Raw genomic sequence first — 16,143 nt, 5'->3', positions numbered from 1 at the left:
GTCGGGCTCCCCTCCACACCTGGGAGGGGAGCGGCATCGATCCACAGGGCGGCACCCCGACCGGAGGCGCGGGGAGCCGGCTCGCGAAGATCGTGACATGACACATGACACGACCTGCTCCGGCCCGCCTCCCACCCCCACCGCCGTCCGCAGCCGACCGCCCCGGCGGCCGCGCTCGTCCCGTCCGTCGCGCGCACGCCGCGGACTCCGGCGGTGGATCGCCGGGACCGCGGTCGCCGTCGCGGTCGGCAGCACGGTGCCGCTCGGCGTCGGCGGCGGTGCAGCGGCGGACGACCTGCCGTTCCCCTGGTCGACCGGCTTCAGCACGGCTGACGGGGGCACCCTGAGTGGCGACGCCCACATCGTCGACGGGCGCCTCCGCCTGACCGATGCCGACGTCGACGCTGCCGGTGCCTGGGCGATGGACGACTCCTTCCCGTCGAGCCTCGGGCTCGACATCGAGTTCGACTACGCCATGTACACGCCGTACGAGCAGGGGGCCGACGGTCTGCTGCTGTCCCTGTCGGACGGGGCGGTCGCACCCGGGGTCGGCGCGTACGGCGCGGCGCTCGGGTACTCCTGCCGGTCGGCGACGAACCAGGGAGCGCACGAGTGCACCCTCCCCGGACTCCCCGGGGCGTTCGCGGGGGTCGCCCTCGACCAGTACGGCAACTTCTCGCTGCCCTTCAATGAGAGCGGGCCCGGTCGGACGCCGGACACCGTGACCATCCGGGGGTCCGGGAACGGGACGACGGGGTACCGGTTCGTCCAGCACGCGCAGGTCCCGGGCGGCGTCGCGACCGGCACCGCCACACCACGGAAGGTCCGCGTGGTGCTGCTGCCCGAGGACGGCGGGCTGACCCTGACCGTCCGACTCGCCTCCGCGGACGGCGGGATGCGCACCGTCCTCGACCACGTCCAACTGCAGGGGCCGGACCAGGCTCCGCTCCCACCCACCCTCCGGCTCGGGTTCACGGCGGCCACCGGATCCTTCCGGAGCGTGCACGAGATCGATGCACTGCGGGTGACGCAGCCGGCCGACCTCCGGATCGAGCACGACATGCCGCCCGTCGTCGCCGGCGACCGGGTCGCGTACACGGTCACCGCCTCGAACGTGGGGGCGAACGACTCCGACCCGAGCGCGGTCGCCGTCGACGTACCGGACGAGCTCCACGACGTGACCTGGACGTGCAGCGTCCCCGCGCCCTCCAGCTGTGCCGACGCCTCGGGCACCGGCGACGTCGCGACGACCCTCGGCCTGCGGCGTGGAGCGGCCGCGACCTTCACGGTGTCCGGGCAGCTCGACCCGGGCACGACCGGGCAGATCGACAGTGAGGCTACCGTGGCGATCGCCCCGGGGCTGTTCGACGCGCGACCCGCCGACAACGTGTCACAGGCCTCGGCGCCCGTGACGGCGGTCGCCCAGATGACGACGGACAAGAGCGTCGCGCCGGACCGTCCCGTCGAGCCCGGGGACGAGCTCGAGTACACGGTCACCGCACGGAACGGCGGTCCCTCCACCGCTCACGACGTGGGCGCGGTCGACGACCTGCCGGAGCAGCTGGCGTTCGTCGGGTCGGACGACGCGTGCACGGCCGACGGCCAGCGTGTGACGTGCACCGGCGGCGGGGACGTCGCCCCCGGGCAGGAACACGCGTTCCGGTTCCGCGCCCGACTGGACGCCGGCTACACGGGTGACGGCTCCGACGTGGTGAACGTCGCGACGGCGACCTCGCCGACCGACCCCGACGGCGGCGAGGAGTCGCCCGAGGTGCCGATCGAGGTGATCGAGCCGGACGGCCCGGGTGGTCCCGACGGGCCGGACGGTCCCGACGGCCCGGGGGACCCCGACGCGCCGGGTGACACGGGTGGACCGGGCGACGCCGGTCGCCCGGACCCGACGCCGGGACCTGCCGGACGGCCGGACGGACCGGTCGACCAGCACGGGCCGGGCACCGGCGACGGGAGTGGTGCTCCCGGAGCGACGGCACCGCGGCAACCGGGTGCCCTCGCCTACACGGGAGCGCAGGGGCTCGGCCTGGTGGGCCTGGCCGGGATCGTGCTGACCGGCACCGGAGCGTCCGTGTGGCTCGTCCGTCGACGCCGTCCCGAGGACGCAGCGGAGGCGCCGGAAGAGCACTAGTGCCACGGACGGGGCGGATCGCGGTCCGCCCCGTCCGACCGCCGGGGTCGACGGTCGGGCGGGTGCCCACGGACGCGGCGGTAGGATCGACCGTACGAACCGACAGCCCGAGAGAGGTCCCGTGTCCCACTCCGTGGACGACGCCGCGCAGCGAGCACGGTACTGGCCGGTCCCGGTCCTCCGGGCAGTCCCGGCAGCCGTGATCGCGATGGTGATCACGTTCTCCCCGAACCACTCGGCCGGCTTCGGCCTCGTGCTGTTCGGCGTCTTCGCCCTCGTCGACGGGGCCGTCCTCGCCTGGGGGAGCACCTCGCGGCTGCCTGGGGACGACCGCTCGCGGCGATCCGGGACGGCGCAGGCCGCCCTGTCCATCGTCGCCGGCCTCGCGGCGATCGCGTGCAGCGGTCTCGGTCTCCCCGCGCTGATCACCGTCGTCGTGTGCTCCGCCGTCCTGACCGGCGCACTCGAACTGTCGCAGGGACTCCGCGCTCGTGGGCGGTCACCGTTCGCCCGGGACTGGACGACCGTCGGAGCTCTCACGCTGCTGCTCGCGGTCGCCTTCCTCGTGACCCCGCCCGACTACTCGCAGCAGCTCGGTGGCGTCGAACGCGTCACCGGCACCCTCGACGCCTCGATCGTCCTCGTCGGCCTGCTCGGCGCCTACCTCGCCATCGCGGCGGTCTTCCACCTGATCGCCGGCCTCTCGCACAAGTGGGGGACGGCTGCTCCGGCGGCCACCCCGGACGGAGCACCACACGTATGACCACCCCCAGCCGTCGTGACCGCCTGCGCCCGGTCGAACTCCTCGGCATCTCCGCGGTCATCGCGGTGGTCGTCGGCCTCGTCGTGCTGATGTCGACACGGGAGCCCACGCTCGCGCTCGTCTTCTTCGGCGTCGGCTTCGTCGTCGTGGTCGTCGTGATGGCGATGCTCCAGCTGACGTCGACCTCCGACCAGGACGACAACGACATGCTCGGCGGGCACAACACCCCCGGACGAGGAGACGACGACGGCTTCCACTGAAGCGGCGGCGGGACGCACGGCCCGCGGCCGACGCCGTCCCGAGCAGGGTGACCCCGCACTGCCGAGCCGGTACCGGCACCGCACCCTCATCCTCGCGGTCTGCTGCATGAGCCTGTTCATCGTGTCGATGGACGCCACCGTGGTGAACGTCGCCCTCCCGTCGATCGGACGCGAACTCCACAGCCCCATCGCCGGCCTGCAGTGGACCATCGACGCCTACACGCTCGTCCTCGCGAGCCTGCTCCTGCTGTCGGGGTCGACCGCCGACCGGATCGGCCGTCGGACGACGTTCCAGGTCGGTCTCGCGCTCTTCACCGTCGGGTCGTTGCTCTGCTCGCTCGCTCCGAGCGTCGAGTGGCTCGTCGTCTTCCGCATGGTGCAGGCCGTCGGCGGCTCGATGATGAACCCGGTCGCGATGAGCATCATCACGGCGACGTTCGACGACGCGAAGGAACGTGCCCGCGCGGTCGGCGTCTGGGGCGCGGTCGTCGGGGTGTCGATGGGGCTGGGTCCCCTGGTCGGCGGAGCGCTGACCGACACCGTCGGGTGGCGCGCGATCTTCTGGATCAACGTGCCGATCGGCATCGCCGCCATCGTCCTCACGTTCCTGTTCGTCCCGGAGTCGCGGTCGCCGAAGCCCCGGCGGTTCGACCCGCTCGGGCAGGGCATCGTGATCGTGCTGCTCGCGAGCCTGGTCGGCGGGCTGATCGAGGGCCCTCGCCTGGGCTGGGCGTCCGCGGGCACGCTGGGTCTGTTCGTCCTCGCCGCGGCCGCGTTGGTCGCCCTGGTGGTCGTCGAAGGTCGGACCGCCGAGCCGCTCATCGACCTCCGCTTCTTCCGGAGCGTCCCGTTCTCGTCCGCCGTGGGCACCGCGCTCGTGGCGTTCGGGGCGAACGGTGCGTTCCTGTTCCTCAGCGCCCTGTACCTGCAGGAGGTGCGCGGCCTGACCCCCTTCGAAGCGGGGCTGTGGACGCTGCCGTCGGCCCTCGCGACGATGGTCGTGTCGCCGGTCTCCGGGCGACTCATCGGCACGGTGGGGACGCGGGTGCCGCTCGTCCTCGCGGGTCTGGGGATCGGTGCGGCCGGTGCGGTCCTGACCACCGTGCAGGTCTCGACGCCGATGTGGGTCCTCGTGGTCGCCTTCGTGTTGTTCGGCTTCGGGTTCGGCATGGTGAACGCGCCCATCACGAACACCGCGGTCTCCGGCATGCCCCGCACGCAGTCCGGGTCGGCGGCGGCCGTCGCGTCGACCAGTCGGCAGACCGGGGTGTCCCTCGGCGTCGCGCTCGCCGGGACCGTCACGGGGGCGAGTGCGGTCGCGACGGTCAGCCCCGCGTTCGCGGTCGCGACCCATCCGATGTGGTGGATCGTCGTGGGCATCGGCGCCGTCATCGTCCTGGTCGGCGTGCTGTCGACCACGGCGGCGGCCCGGCGGTCGGTCGAGGCCGTCGCGCCGCTGCTCCGCGGCTGACCCGGCGGCGGTTCACCGCCGGGCTGACCCGACCGCGGCTGACGTGACGGGGCTGACTCCGGAGGCGGCTGACACAGCGGCTGACCCGGCGGCGGCTGACCCGACGGGGGCTGGGCCGACCATCCGCGGGGCTCCGGCTGCGCGCGCGGCTCAGCGCCGGGCCGCCACGATCGCCCGCGCCAATGCCTGTGTCGCCCGGTTCGGCTCCGGGTCCGCCCGCATGGCGAGCCCGATCCGCAGCGGCTCGACCACGTCCTCGAGGTCGAGCACCGCGCCGTCGAAGCGGACGCCGGAGTCCGGGACGACCCCGACACCGATCCCGGCCGAGGCGAACCGGACCACCGCGGGCATGTCGTTCATCTCGGCGACCACCCGACGTCGGATGCCGAGCCGCTCGAGCACCGCGTCCAGGATCATGCGGTTGCCGAACCCGTGCGCGGTGTCCACGAAGGTCTCGTCGGCCAGGTCGGCGAGGGACACCGAGCGCCGGCCGGCCAGCGGGTGGTCGGCGGCGAGGAACACCCGGAAGGGCATCTCCCGGAGCGGCTCCACCACGACCCCGGACGGCGTGTTCGGCAGCCCCGTGTACGCGAGGTCGAGGCGCCCGGCCACGAGGTCCTGCACGAGCCCGGTCGTCCCGCTCGGCGAGGTCATCAGTTCGACGGCGACGAGCGGGTGCTGCCGACGGAAGTCGCGCAGGACGCCGGTCAGGTCGACGACGTCCATGCTCGTGAAGATGCCGAGGCGCACCCGACCGCGCAGCTCCGCGTCCGACGCCGCGGCGAGGTCACGCATCCGGTCGAGCGACTCCAGCACGGCGCGGGCGTGGGGCAGGAGGTCCGCTCCGGTCGGGGTGAGGACGAGCCGCCGGCCGCCACGCTCGAACAGGCGGGTCCCGAGCGACCGTTCCAGGCTCGCGATCCCCGCGGACACCGTCGACTGCGCCGCCCACAGGCGCTCGGCGGCACGGGTGACACTGCCCTCGGCCGCGACCGTGACGAACTGTTCGAGCAAGCGGGTCTCCATCCGGACATCATCGACGAGATCGATGCCGGCCATCAAGGAGCTGCGTTTGACCCGATGGTCCACCGGCGGGACGATCGGGGCATGTCAACCGTCATCGAAACGCCGGCGACCGGCGCCCAGGCCACCGCTCCGGCTCCCCGTGGTCGGCGTGCGCACACCCGCCGTCGGCACGGCTTCGGCTTCTGGGCCGTCGCCTTCGCGTTCACCTCGGTGATGGCCTTCGCGACCGTCCCCGCGCCGCTCTACGTCATCTACCAGGCGCGCGACGGCTTCCCGACGTTCACGACGACCGTCGTCTTCGCCGCGTACGGTCTGGGCGTCGTCGGCTCCCTCTGGCTCGCCGGACACCTCAGCGACGTGCACGGGCGTCGTCCGCTCATCCTCGTGTCCGTGGCGCTGGAGCTCGTCGCCGCGGTGCTGTTCCTCCTCTGGAACGACGTCACCGGTCTGATCGTGGCGCGACTCGTCACCGGACTGGGTGTCGGCACGTTGACCGCGACGGCGACCGCACACCTCGGGGAGCTCAAGGTGCGGGCCACCGGCGACGAGTCCTCGGCGAAGGGCGCCAGCGTCGCCGCGGGCGTCGTCAACCTCGGCGGCCTGTCGCTGGGCGCCCTCGTCGGTGGTGCCCTCGCGGAGTTCGTCGGTCAGCCGCTCATGGTGCCCTACGTCGTGTTCGTCGTCGCCCTGGCGGTCGCGTTCGTCGTCGTGCTGGCCGTCCCGGAGACCGTCGACCGTCCGGCCGAGCCCGTGCCGTACCACCCGCAGCGCCTGCAGGCTCCGGAGGGCCAGAGCGCCGCGTTCTGGGCCGCCGGCACCGGGGCCTTCGCCGCCCTCGCGGTGCAGGGGCTGTTCACCTCCGTCGCGCCGACGTTCCTCGGGACGACGTTCCACGTCACCGACCGGTTGGCCGCCGGCGCCACGACCTTCGGGGTCTTCGCCGCGAGTGCCCTGTCGCAGATCGTGTTCGCCGCGCTCCCGCAGCGCAGGCAGATCCGCCTCGGTGTCGGCCTGCTCGTCGGCGGTCTCGCGGTCCTCGCGGTCTCGGCGGTGGTGCTGCAGGTCGCCGGGTTCATCGGTGGCGGGGTCGTCGCCGGTGCCGGTGTGGGTCTGCTGTTCCGTGCCTCGATCGGCAGCGCCGGAGCCCTCGTCGGCCCCGAGGAGCGCGGCGGCGTCCTCGCCGCGACGTTCCTCATCGCCTACGCCGGGCTCACGATCCCGGTCGTCGCGGTCGGCGCCGCACTGCTCGTCCTGCCCACCCTGCCGGTCCTCATCGGGTACGTGGTGCTCGTCTCCGTGCTCGCGATCGTCGCGGGCGGACGGCTGGCCGCGCGCGCCTGACCGCCGCGAGACGCCGCCCCCGGTCCTGCGCCGCTCGCCACGTCGGCGTCGCCCGGGTCGGGCGGGGTCGCGCGGCGTCCCGACGACCGTGACGACCGTGACGACCGTGACGACCGTGACGACCGCGCCGCGGTGCAGCAGCCCCGCCGGTCCGACCGGGAGGGCCGCACCCCATACTGGCCCGATGGCCCAGAAGCGCCCGCGTTCCACGCTGACCGGCATCGCCGCGGCGGTCGCCGCCGTCCTCGTGGTCGGCGGCTTCGCCCTGACGAACGCGCGGGAGGGTGACGACGCCGTCCTCACCGCCGCACCGTCGGCCACCGCGTCCACGACCGCCGACGAGCCGCAGTCGACGCCGGGCGGCGAGGGCGACGCGGGCGGCGTGGCGGTCATCGCCCGGACGGGACCCGACCTGCCGGGCACCGCGGTGCTCGACCGCTGCGGCACCGACACCCGTGCAGAGGTCGCGTCGTACGACACCGCCGCCCTCGGCACCGTCGTCATGCAGTGCGGGAACGCCGCGCAGGGGTACGAACACATCCGGGTCCGGCACACCGCCGACTGGCAGGACGTCCTCCGCGGGCACACCGACGCGCGCGACTGGGACGACGCCATGCTCACCGCCGTGCGGACCGCGGTGACGAACCCGCAGAAGGGCCTGCCGGTCGACGCCGGCGACGGCAAGGTCTGCTACGCCGCGCCCGTGCGGTTCGACGACGGCAGCGCGCCGAGCCCGGACGGCTTCGTCAAGGTGATCGTGTCCGCGACGACCGAGCGGGTCATCACGGCCTACCCGACGGACGAGTCCGACTGCTGACGCCCGGGGGCACCAGGGGGAGGATCAGGCGTGCACCTCGTGCTCGTGCCGCTGGTGTGACGCCGGCTCGAGCTGGAAGGTCGAGTGCTCGACCGGCACGTCGAAGTGCTCCGCCACGCACTGCTGCAGTTCGTCGAGGATCGCGGGGGCGTGCGCCGTCGTGAAGCAGTGGTCGTCCACCACGACGTGTGCGGTGAGGTTCGGGACGCCGGTCGACACGAGCGTGGCGTGCAGGTCGTGCACGGCGATGACGTGGTCGAGCTCGAGGATGTGCCCGCGCACCGCGTCCAGGTCGAGTCCGCGCGGGGTGGCCTCGAGCAGGACGTCGGCGGTCTCGCGCAGGAGCTTCACGGCCCGGGGCAGGATGAGCGCTCCGATGAGCAGTGCCGCGACCGAGTCGGCTCGTTGCCAGCCGGTCAGGAACAGCACGACCGCGGCCAGGATCACGGCGACGGACCCGAGGGTGTCGTTCAGGACCTCGAGCCGTGCCGCCCGCGAGGTGAAGCCCTCGCCGGACGCCCGCACGAGCACCGCGAACGCGATGAGGTTGCCGACGAGTCCGACGACCCCGAAGACGAGCAGCGGCCCCGCCTCGATCTCCTCGGGCACGATCAACCGCTGCACCGCGGAGATCACCACGTAGACGCCGACCGCGAGCAGGACCGCGGCCTGCGCGGTCGCGCCGAGGACCTCCGCCCGCTGGTACCCCCACGTGCGCCGGGCCGTCGGGATCCGGCGTGCCAGACGTGTGGCGACGAGGCCGATGCCCAGTCCGCCGGTGTCGACGACCATGTGCCCGGCGTCGACGAGCAGGGCGAGGGAGCCGGTGACGACCGCGCCGACGACCTCGGCGAGCAGGATCCCGGCGGAGATGCAGAACGCGATCAACAGCGCACGCTCGGACGCGGGTCCGTGCGTGTGGCCGTGGTCGTGTCCCATGACCGCCATCGTAGGAGCCCCGTCCGACGGCGTGCCAGGATCGGGAGCGTGAGCGGATCGCCGTACGAGCTGAGCGCGCCGGCCGACGTCCTCGCGCGGCTCCATCCGCGTCTCCGCACGTACTTCGGCCGGATCCCGTCCGGGTACGTCGGGCGCGGGTCAGGCACGTTCAGCGTCGTCGGCACGCCCCGCCGCTGGGTGTGGCCCGTGCTCGCCGTCTTCGCGCGGGACGCGGTGATGTTCCCGGTCTGGGAGCACGACGTGCCCTTCACCGTCGAGAACCGCCCGGTCCGCGTCGGCCGGGGCCCGGCGCCGGACGAGGAACCCGGCTCCGGCCGCCGCGACGCCCACCGGTCCGGCAGCTCCCGCGTCGATCGCGGTCAGGCCGACGGCCGGGAGGCGCGTCCCGCGGTGCGTGCGCACCGCACCTTCCACTTCGCCTCCGGGGACCGGACGATGGTCGACGCGATCACCGCCGAGCCGGAGGGGCTCGTCGACCACCTCGGCACCCGCGGGCGGGTGAGCGCGGTGCTCACGGTGGAGGTCCCGGCGACCGGACCCGACGCCGGGGCCCTCCGCCTGGTCTCCACGCGCGTGTCGGTGCGCGCGCTGGGACGCGCGTGGAGCCTCCCGGCCGTCGTCGCACCGCGGGTCGAGCTCACGGAACGATTCGATGACGAAGCCGACGTGCAGCGCGTGTCCCTGGTGCTCTCCGCACCGGTGCTCGGCACGCTGTACCGGTACGAGGGGGCGTTCCGGTACGCCGTCGTACGCGACGAGTGACCGGGATCAGGAGGACAGCATGAGCGGTCAGCAGCGACGCGTGGTGGTGGCGGGGGCGAGCGGGTTCGTCGGCCGGTACCTGCAGGACGCGTTCCGCGACGAGGGCTACGAGGTCGTCACGGTCGGTCGCACCGGCGACGCCGTCTGGGGGAACACCCTGCGGATCCGCGAGCTCGTCGACGGCGCCGACCTCGTGGTGAACATGGCGGGCAAGAGCGTCGACTGCCGGTACGGGCGCCGCAACCGCGCGGAGATCCTGCGCTCCCGGGTCGACACGACGCTCGAACTGGCCGAGGCCATCCGGACCGCCGAGCACCCGCCGCCGCTGTGGGTGAACGCGTCCACCGCGACCATCTACCGGCACGCCGACGACCGCCCGCAGGACGAGGAGACCGGGGAGCTCGGCGAGGGCTTCTCGGTCGGTGTCGCTCGCGCGTGGGAGGACGCCCTGTCCCGCGCCGACCTGCCGAGCACCCGCCGCGTGGCGCTCCGGATGGCGATCGTGTTCGGCGACGGCAGCGCCCTCGTCCCCCTGCTCCGCCTCGCGCAGGCCGGCCTGGGCGGACCCCAGTACGACGGACCGTGGTTCCCCACCAGGGCGCGCCTGGCCGCGGGGACGTACCACCACGACCGGCACACCCACGGTCGGCAGCGGTTCAGCTGGGTGCACATCGAGGACGTCCTCGGCGCGATCCGGTTCGTCCGCGACCACGAGGACCTCGACGGCCCGGTCAACGTGACGAGCCCGAACCCGTCCGACAACCGCACGGTGATGGCGACGATCCGGGACGCCGTCGGGCGCCGCTTCGGGCTGCCGACGTGGCGGTGGATGCTCGAGCTCGGGGCGTTCGCGATCCGCACCGAGACCGAACTCGTGCTCAAGAGCCGGTGGGTGGTGCCGACCCGGCTCGTGCAGGCCGGCTACGAGTTCCGGTACCCGCACCTCCGCGGCGCGCTCGCCGGGATCATCGCGGAGCGACGCCAGCACCGGGGCTGACCGGGGCGGCGGGCCCGGAGCCGGGCCCGGAGCCGGAGTCGGGCCGGGACGCCCCCGTCTGCGCAGGACGCCCCGACGCCCTCGGGACGCCGCCGGGCCCCGCGGCGTCCCGAGCACCCGGCGGCGTCCCGATGGCCAGGCCGGTCCGCGGCGGGCGCGAGGACCACAGCACCGCCGCGACCACGACCGCCCCGGCCACGGCCTCGACCGCATCGGGCACCTCGCCGAAGGCCGCCCAGGACGCGAGCACCCCCACGACGGGCACGAGCATCGAGAACGGCGCGACCGTGCTCGACGGGTACTTCCCCATCAACCGCGACCAGATGCCGTAGCCCACCAGGCTCGCCGCGACGACGATGTACAGGACGCCGAGGTCGGCCGGCAGCGCCTCGAGCGTGAACGCGGTGCCCAGTGCCTGCCCGATCCGTTCCGGGCCCTCGACCACGAACGACAGCACGGCCATCGGGATCGGCGGGACGACCGCCCACCAGAGCGTCAGGTGCAGCGGGTTCACCGGTCCCGTCCGGCGCGTCGCCACGTTGCCCGTCGCCCACCCGATCGCCCCCAGGAGCACGAGGACGACGGGGAGCAACGCGGCCGTCTGCGCCCGGTGCACCGCGATGACGCCGAGCGCGGCGACGGCGATGCTCACGCCGACGACCTGCCGGGTGGTCAGGCGTTCGCGGAGCAGGACCCCGGCGAGCACGACGGTGAAGGGCGCCGCGGCCTGGATGACGAGCGACGCCAGCCCCGAGGGCATCCCGGCCGACATGCCCAGGTAGAGGAACGCGAACTGCACGACGCCGAGCGTGGAGCCGACGAGGAGGATCCACCGGAACGGCACCTGCGGCCGCGGCACGAAGAGCAGGGTCGGCACGGCGAGCAGTGTGAAGCGCACCGCGGCGAGCAGGAACGGCGGGAAGTGCTCGAGGGCGATCGCGGTCGCCGGGAAGTTCAGACCCCAGGCGACGGCGACGACGAGGGCGAGGATGCGATCGCGGAACAGCACCGGATGATCGTCCCGCACCTGAATCAGTAGCACCAGCGTACGTTCCGACAGGATCGTTGTAGGGTCCCTGCATGGTCGGGTTCGACATCGCCCTGTTGCCGGTCCTCCGCGAGCTCGCCGAACGCGGGAGCGTGACCGCGGTCGCCGCCGCCACGCACCGGACACCGAGTGCTGTGTCACAGCAGCTCCGGACGCTGCAGCGCCAGGCCGGGGTGCCGCTCGTGGAGCGCGTCGGGCGTGGGGTGCGGCTCACCGAGCACGGTCGTGTCCTGGCCGGGATGGCCACCGGCGTCGCCACCGCCCTCGCCACCGTCGAGTCCGCCTGGGCCGAACACCTCGCCGGTGCCACCGGGACCGTCGACCTCGCGGTGTTCCCCTCGGCCGCGGAACTGCTGCTGCCCGGGCTCCTGACGCGGATGCGCGAGCACCCGGGCATCGCCCTCGAACTCTCCGACGTCGACGTCAGCGAGGGGGAGTTCGCCCCGCTCACCGCCGACCACGACGTCGTCATCGGTCACCGGCCCGACGGGGCGCGCCGTGCCGACCGTCCCGCGGTGGAGACCGTCGCGCTGCTCCGGGAACCGCTCGACGTCGCCCTGCCGCTCGACCACCCCCTCGCGGGCCGGGAACGCGTGGGGATCGAGGACGTCCTCGGCGAGACCTGGATCGGCGTCCCGGAGGACTACCCGATCGACCGCGTGCTCACCGCCATGGCCGCGGCCTCGGACGCACCGCCGTCGGTCGCGTTCCGCACGATCCACCTGCCGGTCATCGAGAACCTCGTCGCGGCCGGACACGGCATCGCGCTCGTCCCGCGGTACACCTCACGGACGCGCGCACCCGGACGGTTCCACCTCGCCACCCTCGCCGACGTGCGCGCCGGACGGCGGATCGAGGCGCTCGTGCGGCCGGACCGAGTGGTCCGACCGGCGGTCCGCGTCGTCCTGGAGGCCCTGGTCGCCGGAGCGACGGACGTCACCACCTGAGGTGGTGCGGACCGCGCGGTCGTGCTGCGGGCCTCCCGTCCGTGACCGGGAACGGATGCGACGACGCGACGACGCGGGGCGCCCCTCCCCGGTGGGAGGGACGCCCCGCGTCGGTCGTGTGCGGAGGGTCAGCCGGTGAAGGAGACGTTCCCCGGGACCGGCGTGGCGACCGGTGCGGTGCCGGTGCCGGGCAGGACGGCGGGCGTCGGCGTCGGCGGCGTCACGCCCGCCGTCGGCTCCTCCTGGATGGTCAGCTCCGCGAAGACCACGATGCCGGAGTCCAGCCCCTCGAACACCATCTGGTACTCGCTCGGCGGCGCGGAGGAGACGAAGGTCGTCTGACCGGCGAAGGCGCCGTCGGCGTCAACGGTGAAGCGGTTGGAGTCCGGCACGATCTCCGCGTCCGGCAGGATCAGGAAGACCGAGACCTCTTCGCCCGGCAGGAACCCGGTGCCCTCGACGGGCAGGCCGTCCGCCCGGAGGACCGACGGCGTCAGGTTCGAGGGCACCCCCACCACGGCGGTCGGCTCCGGCGTGAAGTACGAGCGGGTCTCGTTGCCGAGGATGCCGACGACGGTGCCCGGCGCGGTCCGGGCGAAGGCGCCGTAGCCGTTGACGGTTGCGTCCGGGGTGGTGGCCGCGATCTGTTCCTGGAACGTCGCGAGCGTGGCTGCGCTCCCCGCACGGACGGTGCCGATGTCGACGGAGGAGCGCCACGTGCCGTCGACGCCCTGGGCGCCGGCCTCGGCCGCGCTGAGGACCGCGGGCGTGGTGTTGTCCGCGGAACCGGCGAGGTCGAGGAGCAGCGCGTAGCGCGTTCCGCCGCTGCCGGCGAACAGGTCTGCGGTGGGCAGGCCGAGGCCGAGGCGGCCCGCGGCGTCGGTCGAGTACACGTCGGTCAGGTCGGTGGCTGCCGACCCGGTCCGGGCGTGCGCGACGAGCGTGCCCGTCGGGAGTGCGAGGCCGTCGACCCCCGAGGTGGTCGGGCCGGTGGTGAACCAGCCGTCGGGGAACGCGCCGGTCGTCACGGTGGTCAGGTCGTCCTGTGTCACCCACTCCGCGCGGGAGGTCGGGGTGCCCTGGACGGGCGTGGTGGTCGCGGCGGCGGCGGTCGACGTGGCGGGTGCATCGGCACTGGCGACGGTCGGCAGGCCGACGAGGGCGACGCTCAAGGCGGACACCGCGACGGCGGTGGCGAGGACGGGACGGCGCATGGGCTCATTTCCGGGATCGGGCGCCCGAGCGGGGCGCGACGCAGACCCCGGCTCCCGCGACGATGCGGCCCCCCTGAGTCCTAGCTCAGGATATTGGGCCATCCTCACGGACGCGCACACCGGGAGGTCACGATCCGGGAACGGTCGACGCTGCGTCGTGCCGCGTCCGGGTCGCCGACCTCAGCGGACCTGGATCGGTGTGCCGAGCGGCAGCCGTCCGGCCAGGGCGGTGATGTCGGCGTTCCGCATCCGGATGCAGCCGTGCGAGGCGTCGGTTCCGATGCTCGTCGCGTCGTCGGTGCCGTGCAGGCCGATCTGGCCCGGCCCGCCGCCGAAGGAGTTGAGGACGTCGGAGAACGCCGTCGTGCCGTACGCGTACGGGCCGTACCCGTCGTTCGTCGGCGCGAGGAGCTCCGTCAACGCGAAGCGGCCCGTCGGTGTGGGCGTCCCGCCGGTCCCGGTGGCGACCGGGTACGAGTCGACGACCTCGCCGGCCCGGTAGAGATCGAGCGTGTTCGACGCCTCGGTCACGACGATCGCGTAGTCCGTGGTCGACAGGGAGACCGCGCTGTCCGGCACCCAACCGGTGCTGCCGTTCGGGCGCTGGGCGAGCTGCACCTGCACCCAGCCGTCCCGCTGGTCGACGACGCGGAACACCAGCGGCGCGCCGGACGACAGCGGGTTCGCCAGCTGGTCGGTGGCGGGGCCACCGGGCGCGGCGCTCACCGGGACGGACGGACCGGACGCGGCGGCGATCGTCGTCGAGGCCGGAGCGTCGACCGCAGCGGGGTCGGTCGGTCTCGCCGAGGCCGACGGGCTCGGTGTCACGGTGGTCGTGGCGGACGGCACCGCAGCACGGGTCGCGGACGGCGCCGGGGCCGGGGCCGGGGCCGGGGTGAGCGTGCCGGTCAGCACGACGGCGACCACCCCGGCGCACACGACGGCCACGGCGGCGGCGACCAGGGTCGCGCGCCGTCGGGGATCGGTCGGGAGGCTCGGCACGGTCAGCCGGTGAAGGTCGCCCGCCCCGGCACGGGCGTGGCGACGGGTGCGACCGCACCGTCGGTGATGCGGATGCCCGGGGCCGCGACCTGGCCGGACGCGGTGCCGAGGAGCTCGAGGTTCCCCGGCCCGGCCACGGTCCCCGCGGGGAGGACGACCGTGGCGGTGAAGGCACCGTCGGCATCGGCGACCGGCCCGACCGGGAACACGGCGCCGGTCTCGCTCACCGTCAGGGACACGCTGATCCTCTCACCCGGGGCGAAGCCGGACCCGGAGACGGCGAACCCGGTGCTCGTCGCCTCGGCGACCGTGAGCTCGGGGTCCGCGACCGTCGCCGTGGCGGTCGGCTGCGGCGTGAAGTAGGTCGTCGTGTCGTCGAAGCGGAGGCTCGCGATGTGGGCGTCGGCAGCGGCAGCGGCAGCGGCGTCGGCGTCGGCCGTGGCGCGGAAGGCCGCGGCACCCTCGGCAGCGGCGCCCTCCGTCACCTGCGGGAGGAGGCGACGGAGCGTGTCGTCGAGCGGGGTCGTCGGCGCGGTCGGAGCGCTCGTGGGGGCGTCCGTCGGCGCTGCCGTCGGTGCGTCGGTGCGTCGGTCGGCGCGGTGGTGGGCGCGTCCGTCGGCTCGGTGCCCGGCGCCTCGGTGCCGGGCTCCTCGGTGCCGGGCTCCTCGGTGCCGGGCTCGACCGTGCCCGGGTCGATCGACAGGATGTCGCTGCCGATGAGCGCGACGAAGTACCCCGTCACGACGCGGTGGTCCGACGCGAGGTCGGCCGCGAGCTCGGACGTCGTCTCCTCGCCGGAGTCGGTGTAGGCCCAGGTGGTGTCCGCGCCGTGCAGGCCCTCGAGGGCGAAGGCCGTCGTCGCGAGCACGTCCGGGTCGGACTCGTCGGCGACGATGAGCCCGACGAGGGCGTTGTCCCCGGTCGCCGCCGTCGCGTCCGCCACGACCGACTGCAGCAGCTCGGGGACGACGGGCCGCGTGGTCGGGTGCAGGAGGAACACGCTCGAGTCGTCGTGGACCGTCAGACCGTCCTGGCCGAAGTCGACCACGTCGTCGAGCGAGCGGGCGGCGTCGCCGGACTCGATGGCCCCGCCGAACCAGGACCACCCGTCGGGAAGGCTCAGGTCCGTCGACTCCGGCGCGAGGCGAGCGAAGTCGTCGGCCCCGTCCGCCCAGGTGACGACCGGCGGGAGGGCGGCGAACGACGTGGCGCCGGAGACGGAGGGGACGAGCCCGGCGGTGACACCGAGGACGGTGGCGCCGACGGCGGCTGCGGCGATGCGGGAGCGGAGCACGGGGTGGGGGTCCATCCTGTCGAGCGAGCGGGGCACGTCAGCACTGCCGCCCCCGTGCTGAGCAGTACTCAGCGAGGTGAACCTAGCAGCAAGCTGAG

At 74.0% G+C, this 16,143-nt stretch carries 16 protein-coding genes; 9 read left to right on the top strand and 7 right to left on the bottom strand.

Annotation, left to right across the window (positions count from 1 at the left end; all coding sequences use genetic code 11):
- Positions 1–97 precede the first annotated feature (97 nt).
- From DEJ16_RS03990 to DEJ16_RS03975, 4 genes are all read left to right on the top strand, one after another.
- Positions 98–2,143, top strand: coding sequence for a DUF11 domain-containing protein (locus DEJ16_RS03990; RefSeq protein ID WP_110823099.1), 2,046 nt, complete (start codon positions 98–100; stop codon positions 2,141–2,143).
- Between the two features lie 121 nt (positions 2,144–2,264).
- The gene (locus DEJ16_RS03985) at positions 2,265–2,906 is read left to right on the top strand and encodes a DUF308 domain-containing protein (protein ID WP_258365794.1); all 642 of its coding nucleotides are present in this window, start codon (positions 2,265–2,267) and stop codon (positions 2,904–2,906) included.
- On the top strand, positions 2,903–3,166 hold the full coding sequence (locus tag DEJ16_RS03980; RefSeq protein WP_110823101.1) for a hypothetical protein: 264 nt from the start codon (positions 2,903–2,905) through the stop codon (positions 3,164–3,166). The genes DEJ16_RS03985 and DEJ16_RS03980 overlap by 4 nt, the downstream gene beginning before the upstream one ends.
- Before the next feature lie 58 nt (positions 3,167–3,224).
- Entirely contained in the window at positions 3,225–4,637 is a 1,413-nt protein-coding gene (locus DEJ16_RS03975) for an MFS transporter (protein ID WP_258365810.1), read from the top strand.
- Positions 4,638–4,787: 150 nt separating this feature from the next.
- Here the strand turns inward: DEJ16_RS03975 and DEJ16_RS03970 are convergent, their stop codons facing one another.
- Positions 4,788–5,663, bottom strand: coding sequence for a LysR family transcriptional regulator (locus DEJ16_RS03970; protein ID WP_181419443.1), 876 nt, complete (start codon positions 5,661–5,663; stop codon positions 4,788–4,790).
- 81 nt (positions 5,664–5,744) lie between these two features.
- Between DEJ16_RS03970 and DEJ16_RS03965 the strand changes: the two genes are divergently transcribed.
- Both DEJ16_RS03965 and DEJ16_RS03960 read left to right on the top strand, forming a co-directional pair.
- Positions 5,745–7,004, top strand: coding sequence for an MFS transporter (locus tag DEJ16_RS03965; protein WP_110823930.1), 1,260 nt, complete (start codon positions 5,745–5,747; stop codon positions 7,002–7,004).
- A 184-nt stretch (positions 7,005–7,188) separates the two neighbouring features.
- Positions 7,189–7,821 carry a hypothetical protein gene (locus DEJ16_RS03960; protein WP_110823107.1) on the top strand — a complete coding sequence of 211 codons (633 nt, stop codon included), beginning with the start codon at positions 7,189–7,191 and terminating at the stop codon, positions 7,819–7,821.
- 24 nt (positions 7,822–7,845) lie between these two features.
- On the opposite strand, the gene DEJ16_RS03955 is transcribed toward DEJ16_RS03960, so the two are convergent.
- On the bottom strand, positions 7,846–8,760 hold the full coding sequence (locus DEJ16_RS03955; protein ID WP_110823931.1) for a cation diffusion facilitator family transporter: 915 nt from the start codon (positions 8,758–8,760) through the stop codon (positions 7,846–7,848).
- A 48-nt stretch (positions 8,761–8,808) separates the two neighbouring features.
- On the opposite strand from DEJ16_RS03955, the gene DEJ16_RS03950 reads away from it, so the two are divergent.
- Both DEJ16_RS03950 and DEJ16_RS03945 read left to right on the top strand, forming a co-directional pair.
- The gene (locus DEJ16_RS03950) at positions 8,809–9,543 is read left to right on the top strand and encodes a DUF4166 domain-containing protein (protein ID WP_110823109.1); all 735 of its coding nucleotides are present in this window, start codon (positions 8,809–8,811) and stop codon (positions 9,541–9,543) included.
- A gap of 19 nt (positions 9,544–9,562) precedes the next feature.
- Positions 9,563–10,540: an epimerase gene (locus DEJ16_RS03945; RefSeq protein WP_110823111.1), complete on the top strand. Its 978-nt coding sequence runs from the start codon at positions 9,563–9,565 to the stop codon at positions 10,538–10,540.
- On the opposite strand, the gene DEJ16_RS03940 is transcribed toward DEJ16_RS03945, so the two are convergent.
- The gene (locus DEJ16_RS03940) at positions 10,509–11,549 is read right to left on the bottom strand and encodes an EamA family transporter (RefSeq protein WP_258365793.1); all 1,041 of its coding nucleotides are present in this window, start codon (positions 11,547–11,549) and stop codon (positions 10,509–10,511) included. The two genes, DEJ16_RS03945 and DEJ16_RS03940, sit on opposite strands and share 32 nt — an antisense overlap.
- Positions 11,550–11,620: 71 nt before the next feature.
- On the opposite strand from DEJ16_RS03940, the gene DEJ16_RS03935 reads away from it, so the two are divergent.
- Positions 11,621–12,535, top strand: coding sequence for a LysR family transcriptional regulator (locus tag DEJ16_RS03935; protein ID WP_110823113.1), 915 nt, complete (start codon positions 11,621–11,623; stop codon positions 12,533–12,535).
- A gap of 128 nt (positions 12,536–12,663) precedes the next feature.
- Here DEJ16_RS03935 and DEJ16_RS03930 read toward each other — a convergent pair whose 3' ends face one another.
- The 4 genes from DEJ16_RS03930 to DEJ16_RS03915 all read right to left on the bottom strand — a co-directional run bounded on the left by DEJ16_RS03930 (position 12,664) and on the right by DEJ16_RS03915 (position 16,060).
- A complete protein-coding gene (locus DEJ16_RS03930; protein ID WP_110823115.1) occupies positions 12,664–13,749 on the bottom strand; it encodes a hypothetical protein in 1,086 nt (361 codons plus the stop codon).
- Positions 13,750–13,929: 180 nt separating this feature from the next.
- Positions 13,930–14,751 carry a L,D-transpeptidase family protein gene (locus DEJ16_RS03925; RefSeq protein ID WP_258365792.1) on the bottom strand — a complete coding sequence of 274 codons (822 nt, stop codon included), beginning with the start codon at positions 14,749–14,751 and terminating at the stop codon, positions 13,930–13,932.
- Positions 14,752–14,753: 2 nt separating this feature from the next.
- Entirely contained in the window at positions 14,754–15,236 is a 483-nt protein-coding gene (locus tag DEJ16_RS03920) for a hypothetical protein (protein ID WP_110823117.1), read from the bottom strand.
- Positions 15,233–16,060 (bottom strand): hypothetical protein, encoded by an 828-nt coding sequence (locus DEJ16_RS03915; protein ID WP_110823119.1) that lies wholly within the window; start codon positions 16,058–16,060, stop codon positions 15,233–15,235. The genes DEJ16_RS03920 and DEJ16_RS03915 overlap by 4 nt, the downstream gene beginning before the upstream one ends.
- Positions 16,061–16,143: the final 83 nt, after the last annotated feature.

Origin of the sequence: Curtobacterium sp. MCJR17_055 (assembly GCF_003224335.1) — a bacterium.
Lineage (GTDB): Bacteria > Actinomycetota > Actinomycetes > Actinomycetales > Microbacteriaceae > Curtobacterium.
This window is presented reverse-complemented; position numbering and strand designations above follow the sequence as displayed.

Bases quoted from the DNA above. Each gene is read 5' to 3' on its own strand.
- DEJ16_RS03990 (WP_110823099.1), top strand. From the start codon at position 98: ATGACACATGACACGACCTGCTCCGGCCCGCCTCCCACCCCCACCGCC.
- DEJ16_RS03980 (WP_110823101.1), top strand. From the start codon at position 2,903: ATGACCACCCCCAGCCGTCGTGACCGCCTGCGCCCGGTCGAACTCCTC.
- DEJ16_RS03970 (WP_181419443.1), bottom strand. From the start codon at position 5,663: ATGGAGACCCGCTTGCTCGAACAGTTCGTCACGGTCGCGGCCGAGGGC.
- DEJ16_RS03965 (WP_110823930.1), top strand. From the start codon at position 5,745: ATGTCAACCGTCATCGAAACGCCGGCGACCGGCGCCCAGGCCACCGCT.
- DEJ16_RS03960 (WP_110823107.1), top strand. From the start codon at position 7,189: ATGGCCCAGAAGCGCCCGCGTTCCACGCTGACCGGCATCGCCGCGGCG.
- DEJ16_RS03955 (WP_110823931.1), bottom strand. From the start codon at position 8,760: ATGGGACACGACCACGGCCACACGCACGGACCCGCGTCCGAGCGTGCG.
- DEJ16_RS03945 (WP_110823111.1), top strand. From the start codon at position 9,563: ATGAGCGGTCAGCAGCGACGCGTGGTGGTGGCGGGGGCGAGCGGGTTC.
- DEJ16_RS03935 (WP_110823113.1), top strand. From the start codon at position 11,621: ATGGTCGGGTTCGACATCGCCCTGTTGCCGGTCCTCCGCGAGCTCGCC.
- DEJ16_RS03930 (WP_110823115.1), bottom strand. From the start codon at position 13,749: ATGCGCCGTCCCGTCCTCGCCACCGCCGTCGCGGTGTCCGCCTTGAGC.
- DEJ16_RS03915 (WP_110823119.1), bottom strand. From the start codon at position 16,060: ATGGACCCCCACCCCGTGCTCCGCTCCCGCATCGCCGCAGCCGCCGTC.